General features: G+C 48.1%; 17 protein-coding genes and 5 pseudogenes. 16 read left to right on the forward strand and 6 right to left on the reverse strand.

The annotated features are described in order from the left end of the window. Nucleotides 1-9: 9 nt before the first annotated feature. The gene (cadR, locus tag GO593_RS12150; RefSeq protein ID WP_001219640.1) at nt 10-417 is read right to left on the reverse strand and encodes a Cd(II)/Pb(II)-responsive transcriptional regulator; all 408 of its coding nucleotides are present in this window, start codon (nt 415-417) and stop codon (nt 10-12) included. A 95-nt stretch (nt 418-512) separates the two neighbouring features. Here cadR and GO593_RS12155 point away from each other — a divergent pair, with 95 nt between their 5' ends. From GO593_RS12155 to GO593_RS12165, 3 genes and pseudogenes are all read left to right on the forward strand, one after another. Continuing rightward, nucleotides 513-1,409, forward strand: a complete 897-nt coding sequence (locus GO593_RS12155; RefSeq protein WP_000041515.1) for a cation transporter — start codon at nt 513-515, stop codon at nt 1,407-1,409. 3 nt (nt 1,410-1,412) lie between these two features. Further along, on the forward strand, nt 1,413-1,925 hold the full coding sequence (gene lspA / locus GO593_RS12160; protein WP_000905420.1) for a signal peptidase II: 513 nt from the start codon (nt 1,413-1,415) through the stop codon (nt 1,923-1,925). A 21-nt stretch (nt 1,926-1,946) separates the two neighbouring features. Next, nucleotides 1,947-2,159 (forward strand): annotated as a pseudogene (locus tag GO593_RS12165) (transposase family protein); the annotation flags it as partial. Nucleotides 2,160-2,191: 32 nt separating this feature from the next. Here the strand turns inward: GO593_RS12165 and merR are convergent. After that, the gene (merR, locus tag GO593_RS12170) at nt 2,192-2,626 is read right to left on the reverse strand and encodes an Hg(II)-responsive transcriptional regulator (RefSeq protein WP_001166630.1); all 435 of its coding nucleotides are present in this window, start codon (nt 2,624-2,626) and stop codon (nt 2,192-2,194) included. Between the two features lie 71 nt (nt 2,627-2,697). On the opposite strand from merR, the gene merT reads away from it, so the two are divergent. The 7 genes and pseudogenes from merT to GO593_RS12205 form a co-directional block, all read left to right on the forward strand. Further along, entirely contained in the window at nt 2,698-3,048 is a 351-nt protein-coding gene (gene merT / locus GO593_RS12175) for a mercuric ion transporter MerT (protein WP_001294659.1), read from the forward strand. A gap of 13 nt (nt 3,049-3,061) precedes the next feature. Next, nucleotides 3,062-3,337, forward strand: a complete 276-nt coding sequence (merP, locus tag GO593_RS12180; protein ID WP_004178136.1) for a mercury resistance system periplasmic binding protein MerP — start codon at nt 3,062-3,064, stop codon at nt 3,335-3,337. Between the two features lie 27 nt (nt 3,338-3,364). Further along, nucleotides 3,365-3,790 (forward strand): organomercurial transporter MerC, encoded by a 426-nt coding sequence (gene merC, locus GO593_RS12185; RefSeq protein WP_000522996.1) that lies wholly within the window; start codon nt 3,365-3,367, stop codon nt 3,788-3,790. A 38-nt stretch (nt 3,791-3,828) separates the two neighbouring features. Next, complete coding sequence (gene merA, locus GO593_RS12190; protein ID WP_000209295.1) at nt 3,829-5,514, forward strand: mercury(II) reductase; 1,686 nt, start codon at nt 3,829-3,831, stop codon at nt 5,512-5,514. A gap of 16 nt (nt 5,515-5,530) precedes the next feature. Next, nucleotides 5,531-5,773: pseudogene (gene merD, locus GO593_RS12195) on the forward strand (mercuric resistance transcriptional repressor MerD); the annotation flags it as partial. Nucleotides 5,774-5,790: 17 nt separating this feature from the next. Beyond that, a complete protein-coding gene (locus GO593_RS12200) occupies nt 5,791-5,874 on the forward strand; it encodes a hypothetical protein (RefSeq protein WP_425265850.1) in 84 nt (27 codons plus the stop codon). Further along, a pseudogene (locus GO593_RS12205) lies at nt 5,871-6,446 on the forward strand (ISL3-like element ISPpu12 family transposase); the annotation flags it as partial. The gene GO593_RS12200 and the pseudogene GO593_RS12205, both read left to right, overlap by 4 nt. 67 nt (nt 6,447-6,513) lie before the next feature. On the opposite strand, the gene GO593_RS12210 reads toward GO593_RS12205, so the two are convergent. Together GO593_RS12210 and GO593_RS12215 are read right to left on the reverse strand one after the other, a co-directional pair. Further along, entirely contained in the window at nt 6,514-7,110 is a 597-nt protein-coding gene (locus tag GO593_RS12210) for a putative adenosine monophosphate-protein transferase Fic (protein ID WP_000362163.1), read from the reverse strand. Between the two features lie 12 nt (nt 7,111-7,122). Continuing rightward, complete coding sequence (locus GO593_RS12215) at nt 7,123-7,293, reverse strand: YhfG family protein (protein ID WP_000935322.1); 171 nt, start codon at nt 7,291-7,293, stop codon at nt 7,123-7,125. 301 nt (nt 7,294-7,594) lie between these two features. Here GO593_RS12215 and GO593_RS12220 point away from each other — a divergent pair, with 301 nt between their 5' ends. The 5 genes and pseudogenes from GO593_RS12220 to GO593_RS12240 all read left to right on the forward strand — a co-directional run bounded on the left by GO593_RS12220 (nt 7,595) and on the right by GO593_RS12240 (nt 16,808). Then, nucleotides 7,595-9,880, forward strand: coding sequence for a type I restriction-modification system subunit M (locus GO593_RS12220; RefSeq protein WP_000183811.1), 2,286 nt, complete (start codon nt 7,595-7,597; stop codon nt 9,878-9,880). Beyond that, nucleotides 9,880-11,286 (forward strand): restriction endonuclease subunit S, encoded by a 1,407-nt coding sequence (locus tag GO593_RS12225; protein ID WP_001151877.1) that lies wholly within the window; start codon nt 9,880-9,882, stop codon nt 11,284-11,286. Before GO593_RS12220 ends, GO593_RS12225 begins: the two co-directional genes overlap by 1 nt. Further along, nucleotides 11,283-14,534: a type I restriction endonuclease subunit R gene (locus GO593_RS12230; protein ID WP_001046789.1), complete on the forward strand. Its 3,252-nt coding sequence runs from the start codon at nt 11,283-11,285 to the stop codon at nt 14,532-14,534. The genes GO593_RS12225 and GO593_RS12230 overlap by 4 nt, the downstream gene beginning before the upstream one ends. Before the next feature lie 235 nt (nt 14,535-14,769). Then, a pseudogene (locus GO593_RS12235) lies at nt 14,770-15,735 on the forward strand (YqaJ viral recombinase family nuclease); the annotation flags it as partial. Nucleotides 15,736-15,911: 176 nt separating this feature from the next. Then, on the forward strand, nt 15,912-16,808 hold the full coding sequence (locus GO593_RS12240) for a recombination directionality factor (RefSeq protein ID WP_000589666.1): 897 nt from the start codon (nt 15,912-15,914) through the stop codon (nt 16,806-16,808). Between the two features lie 122 nt (nt 16,809-16,930). Here the strand turns inward: GO593_RS12240 and GO593_RS12245 are convergent, their stop codons facing one another. Then, complete coding sequence (locus GO593_RS12245) at nt 16,931-17,521, reverse strand: TetR/AcrR family transcriptional regulator (RefSeq protein WP_000990621.1); 591 nt, start codon at nt 17,519-17,521, stop codon at nt 16,931-16,933. Between the two features lie 160 nt (nt 17,522-17,681). On the opposite strand from GO593_RS12245, the pseudogene GO593_RS12250 reads away from it, so the two are divergent. Further along, nucleotides 17,682-20,024 (forward strand): annotated as a pseudogene (locus GO593_RS12250) (type VI secretion system Vgr family protein); the annotation flags it as partial. A gap of 391 nt (nt 20,025-20,415) precedes the next feature. On the opposite strand, the gene GO593_RS12255 reads toward GO593_RS12250, so the two are convergent. Then, nucleotides 20,416-21,507 carry a M48 family metallopeptidase gene (locus tag GO593_RS12255; RefSeq protein WP_000076010.1) on the reverse strand — a complete coding sequence of 364 codons (1,092 nt, stop codon included), beginning with the start codon at nt 21,505-21,507 and terminating at the stop codon, nt 20,416-20,418.

The following is a 21,507-nucleotide window of genomic DNA, read 5'->3' on the forward strand; positions in this document are numbered from 1 at the left end:
ATGCTTCACCTACTGCTGGTGCATGTTTCCTTCGCTAATTCCAGCAAGAACCCCACACGCCTTAACTTCCCGGTCATCGTTGCAACGCGCTCTTAGTGAAACGAGTTGTTTCTCAAGCGCCTGTAGAGCGGTTATCTGCGAGCGCACATGAGAGATGTGATCATCGAGCAAGGCATTGACAGCGGTACAGGACTGATGAGGGTCGTCCTGATAGCGCTTTAGTTCGTGAATTTCTGCCAGTGACAGATCCAGGATGCGGCAGCGACGAATAAAGGCCAGCCGCTCAACGTGTTTCTCGGTATAGACACGGTAACCGTTCTCCTGCCGACCAGGCGGCGGCAACAAGCCCTGCCGTTCGTAGAAGCGGATCGTCTGTGTATCTACCCCTACTGACTGTGCCAACTGACCAATACGCATCGGGTTCCTCCGCAACGGATTCTCTACGCTATTGACATTATAGCTACTATATAGTTTTAAATGAAAACCCGATCACATTCAAGTGGAGTCATATCATGAGTAAAAACTGCGGAGGCCCCTGTGGCGACCATGCAAGGCCTGCGGCGGATATCGATATGCAGGCCTCCTCCGAGGCGCCAGGGAGATGGGTCAGTGTTTATGCCGTGCCGAAGATGGACTGTCCATCAGAAGAGCGCATGATTCGCCTGGCCCTGAACGGCGTTGAGGGGATTCGGGCACTGTCCTTCGACTTGTCGAACCGCCGGTTGAAGGTCGTGCATGACGGCGAGGCTGAGCCCATTACCGCGAAACTGGCGACCTTGGGGCTAGGCGCCTTGCTTCAGGAAACCGTCATTGCCGACCCAGAGACGATCAAGGCCGCTGAGAGCTCGGCAGTCTCTGCTACGCAGGAGTCAGGCACTCTGCGCGTGTTGCTCGGTATCAATGCGATCATGTTCGTGGTGGAAATGACTGCTGGCCTGATCGCCCAGTCTACCGGCCTGATCGCTGATTCCCTGGATATGTTTGCCGATGCAGCCGTCTATGGCCTGGCTCTCTATGCCGTAGGGCGCAGTGCGAAAATGCAGGTACGTGCCGCGCATCTGGCAGGGGTACTGCAACTGATTTTGGCTATCGGCGTACTCGTCGAGGTGGTGCGACGCTTTGTTTTCGGTAGTGAGCCTGAATCGCTGATGATGATGGCGATCGCCTTCGTCGCATTGATTGCCAATACCAGTTGTCTGCTGCTCATATCCAAACATCGGGAGGGCGGAGCGCACATGAAGGCAAGCTGGATATTCTCGGCCAACGACGTGGTGATCAACCTGGGGGTCATCACCGCCGGCGCTCTGGTCGCGTGGACCGGGTCCAATTATCCGGATCTGATTATCGGCACCATCGTGGGGGTAATTGTACTTAACGGTGCTAGACGCATTTTGGCGTTGAAGGGTTAAATAATGCTCATTATTGGCAAAAAGCTCTCGCCGTATGCCCTATTGTCCATATCGGGCCTGCTGGCAGCGTCTGATCAGGCCGTAAAATGGCTGGTGCAACAATCAATGGCATATGGCGAGTCTATTTCAGTGACCTCATTCTTTAACTGGGTACACGTATGGAATACCGGTGCCGCATTCAGTCTTTTTGCGAATGGTGGAGGCTGGCAGCGCTACTTTTTTATCGGAATCGCGGTAGTGGTCTCGATTTTTCTGATCAAGCTGATCCTTGAAAATCGTCATAAAGGAGAAGCCATCGCTTACAGTCTTATCCTCGGTGGCGCCATGGGCAACCTGATTGACCGGGTCTTTCGCGGCTATGTTGTGGATTCCTTTGATTTCTATTGGCGAGACTGGCATTGGCCGGCCTTCAACCTGGCTGATATTGCAATTGTCCTCGGTGCCTTACTTTTAGTTTCCAGCAGCTTGTTGGGTAAAAAAGCAAACACCAATGCCGAGTCGGATGGATCTGACTGACACCTACGCCTATACAACACCATGACCGAACTTCCCGACAACATCCTTCACCTGCCGCAATACCAAGTACTGGGCTGCAAATCAACCGACGACGAAATGCACTTCCAGGTGGACGTGCCCGATCCCATCGCCTGCGAGGAATGCGGCGTGCAGGGTGAGTTCGTACGGTTCGGCAAGCGTGACGTTCCCTATCGTGATCTGCCCATCCACGGCAAGCGGGTCACTCTCTGGGTGGGGGCACCTCAGAAATCGGAAAATAAAGCACGCTAAGGCATAGCTGACCTTGCCAGGCCTGCTTCGCCCTGTAGTGACGCGATCAACGGGCAGGAAACATTCCCCATTCGTGCATGGCAGGCGCACACGAGTTCAGACAGCACGGTTTCCATGCGCGCCAAGTCGGCCATCTTCTCGCGCACGTCCTTGAGCTTGTGTTCGGCCAGGCTGCTGGCCTCCTCGCAGTGGGTGCCATCGTCGAGCCGCAACAGCTCGGCAATCTCGTCCAGACTGAACCCCAGCCGCTGTGCCGATTTCACGAATTTCACCCGAACCACGTCCGCCTCCCCATAGCGGCGAATGCTGCCATAGGGCTTGTCTGGCTCCGGCAGCAGGCCCTTGCGCTGGTAGAACCGGATGGTCTCCACATTGACCCCGGCCGCCTTGGCAAAAACGCCAATGGTCAGATTCTCAAAATTAATTTGCATATCGCTTGACTCCGTACATAACTACGGAAGTAAGCTTAAGCTATCCAAACCAAATTTGAAAGGACAAGCGTATGTCTGAACCACAAAACGGGCGCGGCGCGCTCTTCGCCGGTGGGCTGGCCGCCATTCTTGCGTCGGCCTGCTGCCTGGGGCCGCTGGTTTTGATCGCCTTGGGGTTCAGCGGGGCATGGATCGGCAACCTGACGGTATTGGAGCCGTATCGGCCGATCTTCATCGGCGCGGCGCTGGTTGCACTGTTCTTTGCCTGGCGGCGCATCGTCCGACCGACCGCAGCCTGCAAGCCGGGCGAGGTGTGCGCGATTCCGCAAGTGCGCACCACCTACAAGCTCATTTTCTGGTTCGTCGCCGTGTTGGTCTTGGTCGCGCTTGGTTTTCCCTACGTCATGCCATTTTTCTACTAATCAGGAGTTCATCATGAAAAAGCTGTTTGCCTCCCTCGCTCTCGCCGCTTTCGTTGCCCCCGTGTTCGCCGCCACTCAGACCGTAACGCTGTCCGTGCCTGGCATGACCTGCGCCTCTTGCCCGATCACTGTCAAGCACGCGCTTTCCAAGGTTGAGGGCGTGAGCAAGACCGACGTAAGTTTCGACAAGCGCCAGGCCGTCGTCACCTTCGACGATGCCAAGACCAACGTCCAGAAGTTGACCAAGGCGACCGAGGACGCGGGCTATCCGTCCAGCCTCAAACGCTGATCCGTTAACCGAACTCGGGAGCGACACATGGGACTCATCACGCGCATCGCTGGCAAAACCGGCGCGCTCGGCAGCGTCGTTTCCGCGATGGGCTGCGCCGCCTGTTTTCCTGCCATCGCCAGCTTTGGCGCGGCCATCGGACTGGGCTTCTTGAGCCAGTACGAGGGGCTATTCATTGGCATCCTGCTGCCGATGTTCGCCGGCATCGCGTTACTCGCCAATGCTATCGCTTGGCTCAATCATCGACAGTGGCGACGCACGGCGCTCGGCACGATAGGCCCGATCTTGGTGCTGGCAGCGGTGTTTTTAATGCGGGCTTACGGCTGGCAGAGCGGTGGACTGCTCTATGTCGGCCTGGCCTTGATGGTTGGGGTGTCGGTCTGGGATTTCATCTCGCCAGCACATCGCCGCTGCGGGCCGGACAGCTGTGAATTGCCAGAACAACGTGGCTGACGGCAACAGCCGTAGCCACCACAGAAAAGGAAAAATACATGACCACCCTGAAAATCACCGGGATGACCTGCGACTCGTGCGCGGCTCACGTCAAGGAAGCCTTGGAGAAAGTGCCCGGCGTGCAATCGGCGCTGGTGTCCTATCCGAAGGGCACAGCGCAACTCGCCATTGAGGCGGGCACGTCATCGGATGCGCTGACTACCGCCGTGGCCGGACTGGGCTACGAGGCAACGCTTGCCGATGCGCCACCGACGGACAACCGCGCCGGCCTGCTCGACAAGATGCGCGGCTGGATAGGGGCCGCTGATAAGCCCAGTGGCAACGAACGCCCGTTGCAGGTCGTCGTCATTGGTAGCGGTGGCGCGGCAATGGCGGCAGCACTGAAGGCCGTCGAGCAAGGCGCGCAGGTCACGCTGATCGAGCGCGGCACCATCGGCGGCACCTGCGTCAATGTCGGCTGTGTGCCGTCCAAGATCATGATCCGCGCCGCCCACATCGCCCATCTGCGCCGGGAAAGCCCGTTCGATGGCGGTATTGCGGCAACTGTGCCTACGATTGACCGCAGTAAGCTGCTGGCCCAGCAGCAGGCCCGCGTCGACGAACTGCGGCACGCCAAGTACGAAGGCATCCTGGGCGGTAATCCGGCCATCACCGTTGTGCACGGTGAGGCGCGCTTCAAGGACGACCAGAGCCTTACCGTCCGTTTGAACGAGGGTGGCGAGCGCGTCGTGATGTTCGACCGCTGCCTGGTCGCCACGGGTGCCAGCCCGGCGGTCCCGCCGATTCCGGGCTTGAAAGAGTCACCCTACTGGACTTCCACCGAGGCCCTGGCGAGCGACACCATTCCCGAACGCCTTGCCGTAATCGGCTCGTCGGTGGTGGCGCTGGAGCTGGCGCAAGCCTTTGCCCGGCTGGGCAGCAAGGTCACGGTCCTGGCGCGCAATACCTTGTTCTTCCGTGAAGACCCGGCCATCGGCGAGGCGGTGACAGCCGCTTTCCGTGCCGAGGGCATCGAGGTGCTGGAGCACACGCAAGCCAGCCAGGTCGCCCATATGGACGGTGAATTCGTGCTGACCACCACGCACGGTGAATTGCGCGCCGACAAACTGCTGGTTGCCACCGGTCGGACACCGAACACGCGCAGCCTCGCGCTGGACGCAGCGGGGGTCACTGTCAATGCGCAAGGTGCCATCGTCATCGACCAAGGCATGCGCACGAGCAACCCGAACATCTACGCGGCCGGCGACTGCACCGACCAGCCGCAGTTCGTCTATGTGGCGGCAGCGGCCGGCACCCGTGCCGCGATCAACATGACCGGCGGCGACGCAGCCCTCAATCTGACCGCGATGCCGGCAGTGGTGTTCACCGACCCGCAAGTCGCCACCGTGGGCTACAGCGAGGCGGAAGCGCACCACGATGGCATCGAGACCGACAGTCGCACGCTGACACTCGACAACGTTCCGCGAGCGCTTGCCAACTTCGACACACGCGGCTTCATCAAGCTGGTCATCGAGGAAGGTAGCGGACGGCTCATCGGCGTGCAGGCGGTGGCCCCGGAAGCGGGCGAACTGATCCAGACGGCGGTGCTCGCCATCCGCAACCGCATGACGGTGCAGGAACTGGCTGACCAGTTGTTCCCCTACCTGACAATGGTCGAGGGGTTGAAGCTTGCGGCGCAGACCTTCAACAAGGACGTGAAGCAGCTTTCCTGCTGCGCTGGATAAAAAAAGGAGGTTTTCAATGAGCGCCTACACCGTGTCCCGGCTGGCCCTTGATGCCGGGGTGAGCGTGCATATCGTGCGCGACTACCTGCTGCGCGGATTGCTGCGTCCGGTGGCGTGCACCCCGGGCGGCTATGGCCTGTTCGATGATGCCGCCTTGCAACGGCTGTGCTTCGTGCGGGCGGCCTTCGAGGCGGGCATCGGCCTGGACGCGTTGGCCCATCTGGACGCGCAACTGGCCTCCATGCCAGCCGAGCGGGCGCACGAGGAGGCATTGCCGTGAACGCCCCTGACAAACTGCCGCCCGAGACGCGCCAACCCGTTTCCGGCTACCTGTGGGGTGCGCTGGCCGTGTTGACCTAGAGAGAGTGCGCAAGGGCCTCAGAAAGGAGCTGAAACCGTCCCAGAGCCGGACTCTCAAGGGAGACCGGGAAATCCTGCTGAAACGCGCTCACGAAGTCTCAGACCGGGAGCGCCTCATCATGGAGACCTGGACAGGCGCGTTCCCGCAACTGCTGGCCGCCTACGAGCACAAGGAGCGCTTCTACGGCATCTGGGACGCCACCACACGGCTCCAGGCAGAAGCCGCCCTGGACGAGTGGATAGCCACCATCCCGAAGGGCCAAAAGGAAGTCTGGAGCGATCTGGTCAGGGCAGTGGGAAACTGGCGCGAAGAGACCATGACCTACTTCGAGACGGACATGCCCGTCACCAACGCTTACACGGAGTCCATCAACCGACTGGCCAAGGACAAGAACCGTGAAGGGCGCGGTTACTCCTTCGAGGTGATGCGGGCACGAATGCTCTACACCACGAAGCACAAGAAGAAGGCACCGACTGCGAAGGTCTCTCCTTTCTACAAGAAAACCATCGGTTACGGACTGCCGGACTTCGCAGAGGAACTCAACTACGGAGTCGATCTATCAACCATCTGAGGGTGGTATCAGATTGATGGGGTGAAGGTGCCCCATCAACCATTAAATCCGTATACCCATTTTTTTGTTATTCAGGAGTGATAATGCAGGCTTCAAAAATAGCGATCAGTCCATCTAGTCGGCAGTTGAATCCATCAATATTGGCCTGAATCCATACTTCCTTATTGTTAATTTTACTCCACTGTACCCCATAGCCGCAGTGAGCAAGTAGGTGTTCAAAGAAGATACGCTGGGTGCGTCCATTGCCTTCACGAAATGGGTGAATCACGTTGACTTCACAATAAAAATCGGCAATTTTTTGGATAAGTGCTGGTTTGGCTAAACCTTGAAAATAGTTCTGCTGCTCAAGTTGCTTGAAGAGCTTATTGGCTTCAATTTCAATACGCGGGAAGGTACAAAAGCGGGTATCGCCTTTGGCAATATCCACTTGTCTTAGTTCACCTGCCCAGGCATACAGGTCTGAAAAGAGCTGAAAGTGAATGGATTGCAGGTATTTGAGATCGTAAGGTGGCTCCGCATACTCAATTCGTGTGCTGGCATACTCAGTCAACTCCAGTTCTGCCTGTTGCAGAATTTCAGCATCCTGAATGTTCAGTTTGTTTTTGAGGACGTCCGAGTCGGGGTAACAGTAAATGCTGTCATCCATTTCACCATATTTATCCATAAGGAAGCCTGATCACGATTCCGAGGTCTGTGAGAATTTCTTATATTTCTGTAGAATCTGAGCTTTACTTAGTGCCGGTGCGGTTGAGGACGGGTTAATGCCTTCCAGCTTTAAACTGGCTTGATAATTCTGCAAGCGCGTAGCTTGGATATATTTTTTTTTCTGTTCGAGAGTGTTTAGCATTCTGGAATTTCCTTGAACAAAGGTGATGTAAGCCTAGTTTAGCAGATGGGCTTATAAATAGGCACGGCTTTCAAAAGCAGGGTTGTAGCGTTATGGTGGATGAACCTTCTATGAGAAAAATCTGAAACCAGACGACAAAATTTGTCGCTTAACTGTCATGCAATAAATGAATAATCAACAATCTGCTTTTTAAATAATATAATATTATCCAACAGTTAAAAAATTATCAGTATTATCTCTAGCAACCGAAGTGTCGCCAGATACTGATCACAGATAAGAATTCAGGAATTGATTCGCCACTATGACCAACAATAACTTTTCTCAAATCGCTTCTTTCATCTGGTCGGTTGCCAACCTGCTGCGTGGTGACTTCAAACAATCGCAATACGGTCGCATCATTCTGCCATTTACCTTGTTACGTCGTTTGGAATGTGTACTGGAAGAAAGCAAGGCTGCGGTACTGGCAGAACATGAAAAAGTCTCCAAGCTGAATCTGCCAGAAGAAGCTCAAGAAAAGTTATTGCTGCGTGCCACCAACGGTCTAGCCTTCTTTAATACCTCCCCAATGGATCTTAGCAAAATGGGGCAGAGTGATATCAAGGCCAACTTAAGCACCTATGTGCAAAGTTTCTCTAAAGATGCCCGTGAGATATTTGAATACTTTAACTTCATCGAATTTGCGGGCTTACTCGATGATGCCAACCTTTTGTATAAAGTCGTGCAAAAGTTTGCTACCACGGATCTGAGTCCAAAGAACGTATCCAACCATGACATGGGCTTGGTGTTTGAAGAACTGATCCGTCGTTTTGCCGAAGGTTCTAATGAAACCGCAGGGGAACACTTTACCCCGCGTGACATCGTGCGTCTGACCACGGCACTGGTGTTTATGGAAGATGATGACGTCCTGACTAAAGACGGCATTATCCGTACCATTTACGATCCTACTGCGGGAACAGGCGGCTTCCTGTCTTCAGGCATGGAATATTTGCATGAGCTGAACCCGAATGCGGTGATGCGTGCGTTTGGTCAGGAACTCAATCCGGAATCCTATGCCATCTGTAAAGCCGACATGCTGATCAAAGGCCAGGACGTGAGCCGGATTAAACTCGGCAACACGCTGTCGAATGACCAGCTTGCTGTGGATCAGTTTGACTACATGCTGTCGAATCCACCCTTTGGCGTGGACTGGAAAAAGATCGAACAGGACATCAAGGACGAACATGAACACAAGGGCTTTGATGGTCGTTTCGGTGCAGGCTTGCCACGTGTGTCCGATGGTTCACTATTATTCCTGATGCACCTGATCAGCAAGATGCGTGATGCCAGTAGTAGCGAGAGTGGCAGCCGCATCGGGATTATCCTGAATGGTTCACCATTGTTTACTGGCAGTGCAGGCAGTGGCGAAAGTGAGATCCGTCGCTATATTTTAGAAGCCGACTTGCTGGAAGCCATTATTGCCCTACCCAACGACATGTTCTACAACACCGGGATTGCCACCTATATCTGGGTACTCAGCAATAAAAAAGCCGCTGAACGTAAAGGCAAGGTACAGCTGATCAATGCCTCAAACCTGAGTACCAAAATGCGTAAGTCGCTGGGTTCAAAGCGTAACTATCTGACTGAAAATGAAATTGCCACCATTACCCAGAACTATGGTGCATTTGTCGCAGTAGATACTTTGGCAAATGATGGCGAAACCGAACAGCAAAAACCATTCGCCAGCAAGATTTTTGATAACCATGAATTTGGCTATCGTCGCGTGACCATTGAACGTCCATTACGCTTGTCTGCACAGATCACGGATAGCGCGATTGCTGCATTACGCTTTGCGCCGAAACCGTTTAATGCCGTGATGCAAAGCATCGATGCGCAATTGGGCACAGCCTTTGGTACAGCATGGACAGCTGAAAGCTATGGTCAGTTGCAGGACGTGGCGCTTGAGGTGCGTGCCATGATTAAAGCGGAATTCCCTGAGCTAAAAGAAAAAGACATTAAAGAGGTACTGGACAGCAAAATCTGGCTATTCCAGAAAGCCCTGATGGAAAAAGCCGAGGCGTTACAAGAGGTGATTGGCACTGAGCAGTTTGATGATTTTAACCAGTTTGATGAAGTGCTGAAAAAAGCCCTCAAGCAGGCCGACATCAAGCTGGATGCCAAAGAGAAGAAACAGCTGTTAGATGCCATTACCTGGAAGAATCCGGAAGCGGAACCGGTGATTAACAAGGTGCTGAAACAGGCAGAAAACCCGCTGTATGGCCAGTTCAGCTACCAGGGCAAAGTGGTCGAGTTTGTGCAGGATGGAGATTTGCGTGATGCCGAGAACATTGCACTGAATCCAAAAGTCAGCACCACAGAACTGATTGAAGACTACTTTAAACGTGAAGTACAGCCACACGTGGCCGATGCCTGGATCAATGCCGACAAGCGTGACGAGAAAGATGGCGAGATTGGTATTGTGGGTTATGAAATTCCGTTTAACCGTCATTTTTATGTGTATGAACCGCCACGTGATTTAAGCGAGATTGATGCCGATCTGGATGCGGTGAGTGCCGAGATTATGCAGCTGCTCCAAGAGGTGCATTCGTAATGGCAAAGTATCAGGCTTATGCGGAGTATAAGGACTCAGGGGTTGAGTGGTTGGGGGTAGTGCCTTCTCATTGGATCATTACTACTTTAAAAAGATATTGTTATGTTAAAGGTGGTTTTGCATTTTCAAGTGATGCATTTATCGATACTGGATATCCTGTAATTAGAATTGGTGATATTAAAACTGATGGTTCGATTAACTTGGAAAACTGTAAATACATTCCAGAGTCGTTGGCAGTTAATAGTCGTGATTATTTAGTTGAAAAAAATCAATTATTGATGGCAATGACTGGAGCAACAATCGGGAAAGCTGGTTTATATACTAGCAATCAGCCAGCATTTTTAAATCAACGAGTAGGTAAATTTGAGCTTCTAGCACAGAATATGAACTATAGATATTTATGGTACATATTGAAAACTGATGGTTATCAGGAATATATCAAGCTCACAGCTTTTGGTGGTGCGCAACCAAATATCAGTGATACTGCTATGGTTGATTATCCAGCAACCATTCCTTCATTTGATGAACAAACCCAAATCGCTAACTTCCTCGACCACGAAACCAGCAAAATCGATCACCTGATTGAAAAACAACAAAAACTGATTGAACTGCTCAAAGAAAAACGTCAGGCGGTGATTAGCCATGCCGTGACCAAAGGACTTGACCCCAATGTCCCGATGAAAGATTCGGGTGTGGCATGGTTAGGGGAAGTGCCGGAGCATTGGGATATTACACCTATTAGAAACTTAATCAGGTCGGGCAATCTGATTTTACAAGATGGTAATCATGGTGAGCTACATCCAACTGCAAATGATTATGTAGAAACGGGTATTCCCTTTTTAATGGCAAATAATATTCGTAATGGTAATCTTTTTATGGAGGACGTGAAGAGAATTCCTAAACATTTAGCCGATACATTAAGGATTGGTTTTGCTAAAGCAGGAGATATGCTGTTAACGCATAAAGGAACAGTTGGAGAAGTTGCTTTAGTCCCACAAGATATAAAAGAGGATTATTGGATGCTTACTCCTCAAGTTACCTATTATCGTTGGCAGGGTAAAAAGTTTCTTAATAAATATTTTTATTATCAATTTCAATCTTCTTCAATTCAGACTCAACTTGAAATTATTGGTGCAAAGCAATCAACACGAGCATATGTAGGTTTAATTGCTCAAGGTGATTTGATTGTTGCAATTCCACCATCACATGAGCAACTAGAAATATCATCATATATTTTAGAAAAAGATCAAAGTTATCAATTGATGATTGCCAAAGCACAAACCGCAATTCAGCTCATGCAAGAACGCCGAACCGCTCTCATCTCAGCCGCAGTTACCGGCAAGATTGATGTTCGCCACTGGCATGCGCCAACGGTTGCTGAGGCACAGACGGAGTTAAGCGCATGAATCTAGACGCCACCCGTGAAAGTATTTTCCAGAACGACATTATTCAACAGATGCTGGCTCAGGGCTGGCAACTCGGTACGCCCCAAGGCTATAACCGTGAATCTGCCTTGTATGAGCAGGACGTTCTAGACTTTGTGCAACAGACGCAAAGCCAGGACTGGCAGAAGTTTCAGCGCATTTTTCCGCAAGGCACGGAAGGGCATTTTCTGGAAGCCGTGGTTGCCCAGCTGAAGAAAGCCGACATCAATGCCACTGATGAACAGTCACGTAGCTATGGCACTTTAGGTGTGCTGCGTCACGGAGTGAAAACCCGCAGTGCCCGTTTTTTCCTCTGTCAGTTTAAACCTGAACATGCGCTAAATCCCGATACCTTAGCCAACTACAAGAAGAACATCTGCCGCATTGTACCGGAATTGGTCTATAGCCCGTATGCTACCGCTGCCGAGTTACAGGACATGGGCAAACAGGCCAAGAAATGGCGTATTGACTTGGTATTGTTCATTAACGGCTTTCCTGTTGCTACTCTGGAACTCAAGTCCGAGTTTAAACAGGCCGTGCAGAATGCCATGTTGCAGTACAAACGCACCCGCTTGCCCAAAGATCCAGAAACCAACAAGCCTGAACCCTTGCTGATGTTTAAGCGTGGCGCATTGGTACACTTTGCCGTGAGTCAATACGAAGTCTATATGGCGACCCAGCTGGCTGGAGAAGATACTTTCTTCCTGCCATTCAATAAAGGCACGCATGACGGTGGCGCAGGCAATGATGTGCCAGAAGACCAGAATCAGTACGCCACCGCCTATCTGTGGAATGAAGTCCTCACACCGGACAATTTGCTAAATATCATTGGACGTTTTGTCCATCTGCAAATTGAAGAAAAAGAAGACTGGGAAGGACGCAAGTACAAAAAAGAACTGCTGATCTTCCCACGTTACCACCAGTGGAATGTGGTCACCAAACTGATCAATGCCGCCTTAGAGGAGGGTACTGGACAGAAATATCTGATTCAGCACAGTGCAGGTTCAGGTAAGTCCAACTCGATTGCCTGGACAGCACATCAGCTGTCGACCCTGTACGATCAACACAATCAGAAACTGTTTGATTCGGTGATTGTGGTCACTGACCGTACCATTCTGGATGCCCAGCTACAGGACACCATCTACCAGTTTGAACATGCCGATGGCGTGGTCGGACGCATCAATAACAAAGAAGGCGATGGCTCCAAATCGGAAAAACTGGCCAAAGCACTGGAAACCTCACAGCCGATTATCATTGTGACCATCCAGACTTTCCCCTTTGTGTTGCGTGCGATTGAAAACAGTACCAATCTGAAACAGCGACGTTATGCGGTGATTGCCGATGAAGCGCATTCTTCACAAAGCGGCTCTACGGCACGACAACTCAAAGAAGTGTTGATGCTGGAAGAGCGCGAAGAGGATGCTGAACTGTCTTCGGAAGATATTCTGGATGCGGTGGTGGCTGCACGTAAGGGCAGTAATAACCTCAGCTACTATGCCTTTACCGCGACACCGAAAGACAAAACCCTGCAACTGTTTGGCCGTGTACCCAATCCTGAGCTACCGCCATCCAAGCAGAACAAGCCAGAAGCTTTTCATGTCTACTCCATGCGCCAAGCCATTGAAGAAGGCTTTATTCTGGATGTGCTAAAAAACTATACCAACTATAAAGTGGTTTATAAGCTCAAACAGAAAATTGAAGAAGCCGACAAACAGGTCGATGCCAAAAAAGCCAAGATCAGACTGAATCAGTGGGTGCGTCTGCATGATCACAACATTTCTCAGAAAGTGAAAGTCATTGTCGAGCATTTCAAAAATAACGTGATGGGCTTATTGGGTGGGCAGGCTAAAGCCATGGTGGTGACCAGTTCACGGAAGGAAGCGGTGCGTTACAAGCTGGCCTTTGACAAATACGTGGCGGATCAGGGCTATAAGTCCATTCAGGCCATGGTCGCATTCTCGGGTGAGGTTGAGTTTAATGACAAGGATACCGACAGCAGTGGTTTAGTCGGGCAGACCTTTAATGAACGCAACATGAACCCAGGACTGAAAGGTCGGGAAATGCGCAAGGCCTTTGACAGTGATGACTATCAGGTGATGCTGGTGGCTAACAAGTTCCAGACTGGCTTTGACCAGCCAAAACTGTGTGCCATGTACGTAGACAAAAAGCTGGGTGGTGTTGAGTGCGTACAAACCTTGTCACGCTTGAACCGCACCTATCCGGGCAAAGCGGAATCTGGCACCTTTGTATTGGACTTCTTTAACGATCCCGAAGACATTCTTGGGGCCTTCCAGCCTTACTATCAAACCGCAGAACTGGCTGATGTATCGAATCCGGATCAGATCTTTGACCTGTTTGAAAAACTGAAAGCCAGCAAGATTTTTCTGTGGACGGAAGTTGAACAGTTTGTAGAAGCCTTCTTTACCAAGAACAAATCCAATGCTGCGATCAGTAATATCTGCAAACCCGCGGTTGAACGCTGGCAGAAACGCTATAGCCAAGCCATCGAAGCCTATAACACCAGTCGCGATATGCTGGAACGCTGCAAGAAAACCAATGATGCGGTGCTGATTGCCAATGCCGACAATGCCTTTAAAGAGGCCAAGCTTGAAAAAGACAAGCTGGAAATCTTTAAAAAGGACTTGGGCAGTTTTACCCGTTTCTACGAGTTTATGTCACAGATCGTGGACTACGATGACAAAGAACTGGAAAAGCTCAGCCTGTATGCGCGTAACCTGCGTCCATTGCTGCGTGAAACCGCAACGAAAGATGATGAGGTGGATCTGAGTAATGTCAGCATGAGCCATTACCGCTTGTCCAAGATCCGTCAGCAAGACATCAAGCTGAAAGAAGATGCCGAAGATTTTAAGCTAGAACCGGGCAATGACCTCGGTGCAGCCAAGCCACGTGACAAGAAAGAAGAGTTCCTGTCACAGATTATAGAGCGTCTGAATGATGTCTTTATCACTGATAACCTAACCGATAAAGACATGCTGAACTATGCCTATACGGTACGTGACAAGCTGGCGGAAAATGAGATTGTGATGAAGCAGATTGCCAACAATACCCGTGAACAAGCCATGCTGGGTGATTTCCCGAAAGCGATGGATGATGCCATTCTTGGTAGCAGTGCCGCACATCAGGAACAGATGATGCAGTTACTTTCTGATCCGGCGAAGGCCAGCATATTTGCACGGGTGATTTTTGATATGTTGATCAGTCCAAGATGACCGCTAAATTAACCAAGGGGGCAGTTTTTAAATGCGGTTAGGGGGCATTTTTACACTGCCGCTAACAACACCCGTTATCCCCAGTTCCATACCACCCTTGCCGATGCCATTGCCTTTACCTACATCACCCGATTCAACATCGGAAACCTCGCAACGGCCAAGCAGAACACGACAACAGCATTATCCTAAAACCCAGCAAGGACAAAGACAAAGCCGAGTCGGAACACTGTGTCCCAAACGTTTGGCAGAAACCAAACATATGAGCCAAGCTGAATGGTTAAGCCTCCGACGCCAAGGCTTTGGCAGTAGTGACTGTGCTGCCGCTTGTGGGCTGAATCCCTATATGTCGATGCTGGAACTGTGGATGATCAAGACAGGGCGGATTCAACAAAGCATTGAAGATGAGAGTGAAGGACATGCACCGTTGTACTGGGGCAAACGCCTTGAACCCTTGGTCGCTGAATACTACAGCATGCACACCAATTATAAAGTCCGTAGAGTCAATGCTGTGCTACAACATCCCGAAGCTGATAAACACTTTATGTTAGCCAACTTGGATTATTCGGTAGCAGGTGATGCAGATGTACAAATTCTAGAATGCAAAACCGCAGGGGAATATGGCGCCAAATTGTGGCGAGACGGTGTGCCTTTATACGTGCTGTGTCAGGTACAACATCAATTGGCAGTGACAGGTAAAAAAGCAGCACATATTTGTGTATTGATTTGTGGGCATGAAACCCGAATTTATAAAGTCACACGTAGTGAAACAGTGATTAAACACATCATTGAAGCAGAGCGTTACTTTTGGCAATGTGTGGAAAAAGACATACCACCGGATGTGGATGCCAGTGAATCCTCAGCCAAAGCCATCCAGCAACTTTATCCACAACATGTGCCATTGACGGTAGAAGACCTCAGCCACAACGATCAAGCTAATCAATTGTTTAGCCAATTGTTGAAAGAAAGACATCATATCGAGATTCACCAAAACCTTTTTGATGAAACCAAACATCAAATTCAAATGCTGATGAAGGATGCAGAAAGGGCCACTTTTGCTCACGGTTCAGTAACTTGGAAGAAATCCAAAGACTCCACTGTTTTAGATGGCAAAGCTGTACTCAAATTACATCCAGAAATGCTTCAACAATTTCCACAGCACAAAGCAGGAACACGACGTTTTCAAATTTATACCGATGATTGAATCAAAAACGTGGATGTTTCCAATTTTTCTCCAAGTAGAAAAGCACCCTTGATCTGCCACTCCTTCGTTGGAGTGGCAGATCAACTATGGCGTTTTACGAAGATGCAGAATTTCACATTTCTGTTTACCTACATAACAAGGGTAATCAGTAAAAATTTAGTTAAAGGACAATTTACATGATTAAAGGTTTAGCAATTACACCTCCGATATTGGGGCGTATCAGTATTGGTAAAATCGTAGAAAAGAATGGTAAACGTATCCCTGAAAAAGATGACCAGTTCACGATTACTAGCCAGATACAAGGGAAAGACGGATGGGTTAAACACCCGATGGATGAAGCTTTACGGACAAAAGCCAGCAATAACAAGCTCCGAAGCATTCCAGTCAGAATGATCTTTAATGACCCTGAACTGAATCTTCGAGCTGAGTACACCTTGTTTGATCGCCAGACTGGGCGTCCCATTTGCATTGGAAACGGCGAGACTTGTCAGCGATCAGGCCAGAAGGGGATTGAACAGCACTCATGTCCTTCACCAAGTTTATATTCGCTGGCACAAGGCGGTTTATGTAAACCCTATGGCAGACTTTACGTCAATTTAGATGATGCAGATGAGCTTGGTACATTTATCTTTAGAACTACAGGTTTTAATAGTATCCGAACATTAGCTGCACGACTGGCCTATTACCATGCAGCATCAGGCCAGTTACTTTCATGTTTACCATTGCAATTGACCTTGCGGGGTAAAAGCACTACGCAAAGTTATCGAACTCCAATCTATTATGTGGACTTAACCTTAAGAGATGGAACTAGCTTACAAGATGCAATTACCACAGCGAAGGAAATTGATGAGCAGAGCAAACAGGCAGGGTTTTATCAGGAAGCTTTAGATCAGGTGGCACGACAAGGCTATGCCAATGCCAAATTTGAAGTGGAGGATGAAGAAGGAATGGATGTGGTTGATGAGTTCTATAGTCACAACGAACAGGAGCATCAGGCTCAGATAGAACCCTTGCACGTAAATGCGGCAACATTCAAAAAGGAGTTAGTACAGAGCGTTAGAGCTGTGAATTAGAGCTTATGCAAGAAATCCTGTGATTTCTTGCATCAGTGCTCTTGTAGATTTCATTTTTTTAGGGTGGCGTTACTTGGTTTTAATTTGTTTTTTTATTAAGGTTCTACTCCAAAGTACATGGCTTATTTCTTATTTTTTTCGAGTTCAATCAAGGTCTGTATAAATTCCCATGTTTTCTCTGGTTCAATTGGACCTTGTTCACAAACAGAACTATTAATGATGCCATCCAGAAGTGAGAGGACGAGACGCGTTAAAGCGATAGGGTCCTTGATTTCCATTTCCTTCAAAATAGAAGTTGTTAGGTTAAAAAGCCAGTTCCAATATTCATCCAGAGCGACTTGAATGGATGGGTATAAGTTTCCTACTTCCATGCCAGCTTTGTGAAATGGACATCCTCTAACACCATTTTGATTAACCCAGTCGATATACCACAGATAAAGTTGTTCTAGCTTCTCTAATGGTGTTGTGAGTTTCGAGATGTGCTCTTCCACAGCCATTTGAATATCGAGTTTTAATTGCTTTAAGCAATAGAATACGAGCTCTTCTTTAGATGGGAAATGTTTATAAAAAGTCGCTTTGGCAATATCGGCTTCCGCAATAATACGGTCGACCCCCACAGAGATATAATTTTCCTGAATAAAGAGCTGAGTTGCAGTGCTTAGAACGATGTCTCGTTTTGGGTACTTTTTCTTGAAGTGTATATCTGCGTTCATAGGGGAGGAGCACAATATGCTGAAGTATTAAGTTTGTTATTTTAGTTTATAGATAGGTTGTCCGACTAGCCATCAGGACTGAGATAAATATAAAAAATAGACAGAACTGTAAGTATTTAATAAAATGCGTTCGATTATGATCTAAATTTATAAAAATGTAATGTTTAATAATATTTCCCAAGTTTTAGAGAGTTTGGGTTTCCTCTCTCAGCATCGTTCGGTGCATCTCCAATTTTCTGATGCATCCCTGAATAGTCAGGTCTTTTTACAACGTATAGAGGGGCAGCATTATCTTAATGAGGGCATGACAGCCGAGCTGATTTGCTTATCAACAAATGCCCATATTGCACTCAAGACATTTATTGGGGTACAGGTTGCGATTGATCAGGTAACAGATCAAGGCCAGTTGTTTCGCACTACAGGTATTATTACGGGTGCATCACAAGGGCAAAGTGATGGTGCTTTAACCTTATATAAACTCACCATAAGTGATCCAACTTATCTCTGGCATAAACGCAGAAACAGCCGTGTGTTTATGAACAAAAGTGTGCGGGAAATTACTGAAATTTTATTTCAGGAGTGGCAGGGTAAAAGCCCGTTGTTCGCATCGAGTCTAACTTTAGATTTAAGCGGCTTAAAGCAGGCGTATGACATACGCCCTTTCGTTATGCAATTGAACCAAAGTGACTACGACTTTTTAACTCGCTTATGGCGTAGTGAAGGCATTAATTGGCTGATTGATGAAGCTGAGCTTACTGTACCAAGCAATACAGATCATATCCAGCCACAAAAGTTACGTCTTATTGATGACAATAGCCAGTATCAGGCACTCAGCAGAAGAACGATCCGCTACCATCGAAGTCATGCAACTGAACAATTTGATAGCATGACCAGCCTTATGGCTAACCGTAGTTTGCAGCCGACTTCGGTTTTTGTACAGCGTTGGCAGTCAGATGTATTACAACAAACAGATGGGGCAGGCAGTGTACAAAGTACACATCAACATAGTACCAACTATGATAATCAAAGCTTAAGTCTTGAAGATGCATGGCACTTTAGTCCGGCATGGATGCAAGATTTAAAAGGTGAAGATGGGGCAACCTCTGCAAGTAATCAACAACTGGAAAAATTTAACCAGAACTTAAGCGCTTTTCATGATGCTCAGTCCAAGCAGTTTATTGCTCAAACTACAGTACGGGATACACAAGTCGGCTATTGGTTTGAACTGAATGAACACCCTGAAATAGATCAGCATAACGGTTCGGATAAAGAGTTTCTGATCATCGGTAAGCATTACTACAACCAAAATAATTTACCTAAAGACTTAAACCAGCAAATCCAAGCCTTAGTTCGACAAAGCCATTGGTCAATTAACAATGAAGAACGGCAAGGCAATGAACTGATTTTACAACGTCGTCATATCAAGACAGTACCAGAATACCAGCCATTACAAGATCGACCTCAAGCCTCTGTACAACGTGCGCGTGTAGTGGGACCTGAAGGTGAAAGTATTCATGTCGATCAATGGGGGCGCATTAAAGTCCGATTCCTGTTTACCCGAGCTGATGATCATCGTCATGATGGTGGAGCAGGAAGTAATGACAATGATACCGACTCAGCATGGGTGGATGTTTTAACCCCTTGGGCTGGCGAAGGTTATGGCGCACGTTTTCTACCACGTATTGGTGAAATCGTGGTGATTGATTTCTTTGATGGCAATGTAGACCGACCATTTGTGGTGGGACGCATCCATGAAGCAGAACGTCACCCGACTCAATTTGACCAAAAAGGGCAGCTGCCGGACACCAAAAAACTCAGTGGTATCCGTTCAGAAGAAGTCGATGGAAAAGGCTTTAACCAATTACGCTTTGACGACACCACAGGGCAAATCAGTGCCCAGTTGCAAAGTAGCCATGCTGCTAGCCAACTCAACTTGGGTAACTTAAGTCATCCAAAAGAAAAAGCGGAAAGCGATGGTCGTGGCGAAGGCTTTGAACTGCGAACAGACCAATGGGGTGCAGTACGTGCAGGTAGTGGCTTATATGTCAGTACCCATAAACAAGACCAAGCTCAGGGAACGCATCTCGATGCGAAGGAAACCAAACAACAGCTTGATGGCAACCTGAACAATGCTAAGGCACTCAGTGATGTTGCAAAGAATCAGCAGACTGACCCTTTAGAGCATTTAGAAAATTTAAAAACCTTTTTAGAACAAATCGAAGAACAAGATCAGGGCAAAGCTGCTGCATTTAAGCAAGCCTTGATGGTTTTAACCGCACCTAACAGTATTGCTCTAGCCAGTAATGAAGACATTCATTTAAGCGCAGATGGTCAGTTAAGCCAAACTGCTGGGGACAGCATTAGCCTAAGCACTCAGAAGAACCTGATTGCACATGCACAAAACAAGATCAGCCTGTTTGCAGCACAAGAGGGCGCAAGACTTTATGCAGCCAAGGGCAAACTTGAAGTACAAGCGCAGGGTGAGAAGTCATTGATCGTATCATTCCAGAGATTGTACAAAGGGTAGTTAAGTTCTGCGATAGTTTGCCATGACAGAGAGTATAGGATATCCTCGACAATGGTGCTGTTACGGCAAGAAGCTCGATAAATGTACGGTCGTTAGAAAGAAATCCATTGTAGTAAAAATTGCAGTAAAAAATTAAATGTTAATATATAATTATTTATAAATCAGGTGGTTGGGAATTTAATTTGACTGTCACCGCTTCCGCCAAATTCTAAAAGCCCCTGTTAAAAGCAGGGGCTTTTTTTATATTTATTATTTTACCCCTCATCCTCCCCTATATAAAAAATTAGATTGAGTTGGGCAGAATTAGATTCCAGTTTAATTTTATATTTCATAATTTCTTAAGGTTGAATACTAATTTTTCTAGTATTTAATATTTAGCGTGTTGTTTTTTCTCAAAATCATGAACCATTCGAATACGTTCTTCAGTTGCAGGATGAGAAGATAAAGCATCAACAACAGCTATAGATAGCTTATTATCTGAAGATTCTTTTTGAGAGGTTGGTGAGGTGGACTGACTTGCTTTATTTAGATCTTCTTCTGTTTTATCGTTTAAACGTTGTAAGAAATTTGCAAAGTGTGAGACTTCTATATTTTTCCTATCCATCAGCTGTAATGCATATAGATCGGCTTCGGACTCAAATTTACGTGAGTAATTTGCACCAAGCATAGCAGCAGGTAACGACGTAAATAAATCTGAATTATCACCTGTCATCGCAATGTATAATACACTTAGTCCTAAACTAGTTAATCCTTGTTGTAAACTATGGCGATAAACTAAATGTCCTTGTTCATGGGCTAATACTCCCAATATTTCTTGATTATTATGGGCTATTTGAATCAGTTCATCTGTAATGATAATTGTATTATTGGGTAGTGCTACAGCATTTGCCCCTAATCGATTACCTTTACGGAACACTAGTTTGGCTGGTTTGTTTTCAGCAACAGTATTCAAATATTGTTTAGTAATTTGGTCTTTTTGAGTTTGAGCTAATTGGCTAGGTGCAGTCCAATTATTTAGTACATAATTCTCGGCTTCATCTCCTAGTTTCTTTAAACTATTCTCTGGTAATTTAAAAGCAACATAATGGGAAGTGGCGGGAACTCCCCATTTTACTAAACTGATTCCGAAAGTAATCACAAAAATTAAACTAAAAAAAATAAGACTTGGAGAACGTTCAAATTTCCAGATCGAATGTTGAATCTTTTTAGTTGAATAATTAAACCATTCAGGTAATGCACCATGAAATTCAATTCGTGCATCATCGTCTAATTCAATTACTGGATGTAACTGTCCCAGAGCACCAATCAATTTCATATCAGTGTATTGATAATGACGCTGTTGTTCTAATTGCTCACCATATCGAATCAGAACTTCAGTTTCAGATTGAGCTGAAATCTGAGCATGGTATGGTTTAGACACTATGCCATCATAGAAAATGATATCTACTGCTTGGGACAT

It is taken from the genome of Acinetobacter baumannii, assembly GCF_009759685.1.
GTDB classification, from domain to species: Bacteria; Pseudomonadota; Gammaproteobacteria; order Pseudomonadales; family Moraxellaceae; genus Acinetobacter; species Acinetobacter baumannii.